Consider the following 2,110-nt stretch of genomic DNA (forward strand, 5'->3'; position numbering starts at 1 on the left):
CCGGGCCCGCCCCGGCCGCGCCCGCCGCCGCCGCCGCCGGGCCGCTGCTGCCCAGCCGCGCCAGCAGCAGGGCCACGTCGTCCGGTTCCTGCCCGCGCTGCAGGGTGCCGATGACCCGGTCGCACGCCTCTTCGACCGAGCTGTAGGGGCCCTCCAGGACCGCACTCAGCCGCGCGGTGCCCACATCGATGTCCTCGGTGCGCGACTCCACCAGCCCGTCGGTGTAGAGCACCAGCAGGGTCCCCTCGGCGACGGTCAGCTCCACCGAGGCGAAGGGCACCCCGCCGACGCCCAGCGGAGTGCCCGACGGCAGGTCCAGCACCTGCACCCGGCCGCCCACGGGGAGCAGCAGCGGCGGGGTGTGCCCGGCCTTGGCCAGCACCAGGCGCCGGCTCGCCGGGTCGTACACCGCGTACACGCAGGTCGCGATGAGTGCTTCGTCCGGCCCCTGGGCCAGGTCGTCGGCGAGGTCGTGGACGTGCTGCAGCAGCGTCGCGGGCGGAAGGTCGAGGCCGGCCAGGGTGCGCACGGCGGTGCGCAGCCGCCCCATCGTCGCCGCCGCGCGCAGGCCGTGGCCCATCACGTCACCGACCACCAGCGCGACCCGCCCCTCCGGCAGCGGGATCACGTCGAACCAGTCGCCGCCCACCTCGGTGCCGCTGCTGCCGGGGACGTACCGGTAGGCGATCTCCACCCCGGGTAGCTGCGGCACCGACTGCGGCAGCAGGCTGCGCTGGAGCATCAGCGCGGCGGCGCGCTCACGGGCGTAGAGCCGGGCGTTGTCGATGGAGGAGCCGGCCCGGTCGGCCAGCTCCCCGGCGAAGGCCAGCTCGTCGCGGTCGAAGCCCTCGCGCCGCCCGGCCCGGCTGAGCACCAGCAGGCCCAGCACGATGCCGCGGGCCCGCAGCGGGACCACCAGCATCGAGTGCACGCCGAGTTCGTAGCCGGCCCGCAGCCGGGGGTCGTCCGGCGTGGTGGTCTGCTCCAGCAGCGCGGGCGACTCCAGTTGCTCGGCGATGCCGCTGAGCAGCACCCGGGCGAACAGCGAGCCCTCGGCCATGCCGATGGCGGCTCCGGGCGTCATCATGGCCTCGGCCAGCGTGCTCGGCTCGGCGGCGGCGGTACCGCTCATGACCAGCGGGGTGAGCCGGGTGTGCGGGTGGCGCGGCAGGTCGTCGCCGTCGGCGACGGCCTGCAGCAGCGCCACCCCGGCGTAGTCGGCCAGCGCCGGGACCACGGCGGAGGCCAGCTCCTGGGCGACCCGGCCGGCGTCCAGCAGGTCGCCGATCCTGCTTCCCAGCTCATTGAGCAGCGCGAGCCGGCGCCGGGCGTGCTCGACCTTGGCGACGGCGCGGTAGCGGTCGGTGACGTCCATGATCATTCCGGTGACGCCCAGCACCCGGCCGGTGCGGTCGTGCAGCCGGGAGTAGGAGACGGAGCGGAAGCCGGGTTTGCGCGGGTCGGGTCCGGCCACCGTCAGGTCGATCACGGGTTCGCCGGTGGCCAGCACCTGCCGCTGGATCGCGCTGACCTCGTCGGCGGCCCGCTCCGGCAGCGTCTCGCCGGTGGTCCGGCCCAGGTGTTCGGCGACCGGCAGGCCGTTCATCCTCGCCAGGGTGTCGTTGACACGGACATAGCGCAGTTGCCGGTCCATCACCGCGATGCCCAGCGGCGACTGCTCGAACAGGGCGTCCTGCAGGGCGAGGTCGTGCTCGACGGTGGTGAGCTTGCCCGCGTCCGCGAGCCGCACCAGGACGAAGGGCACCCCGTCCCCGTCCACCAGCAGCGACAGCCGGACGTCCACGGCGACCTTCTCGTCGTCGCGGTTGCGGAGCACGACCGGACCCCGCCAGCCGCCCTCCCTGAGCACCTCGGCGATGACGGCCCGGCCCCGCCGCAGCAGTTCGGGGTCGTCCCCCAGCAGGGCCTCCAGGCCGCGTCCGACCAGGGTCTCGCTGGGCCAGCCGAGCAGTTCCTCGGCGGCCGGGCTCCACAGCACGAACCGGCCGGCGGTGTCCATCATCACGATGGCCACCCGGACCACGTCCAGCACGCTGCCGTTGCGCGGGCCGTTGGGGACCGCGGGGTCGGGGGCCGACGGGTACGGGGC

At 75.1% G+C, this 2,110-nt stretch carries 1 protein-coding gene; it reads right to left on the bottom strand.

Annotated elements, in window-relative coordinates; all coding sequences use genetic code 11:
* Nucleotides 1-2,110: SpoIIE family protein phosphatase (locus TR46_RS28090; RefSeq protein WP_052433149.1), on the bottom strand; the 2,110-nt coding region annotated here is incomplete at both ends.

Source organism: Streptacidiphilus carbonis, assembly GCF_000787775.1.
In the GTDB taxonomy this organism is placed as follows: Bacteria; Actinomycetota; Actinomycetes; order Streptomycetales; family Streptomycetaceae; genus Streptacidiphilus; species Streptacidiphilus carbonis.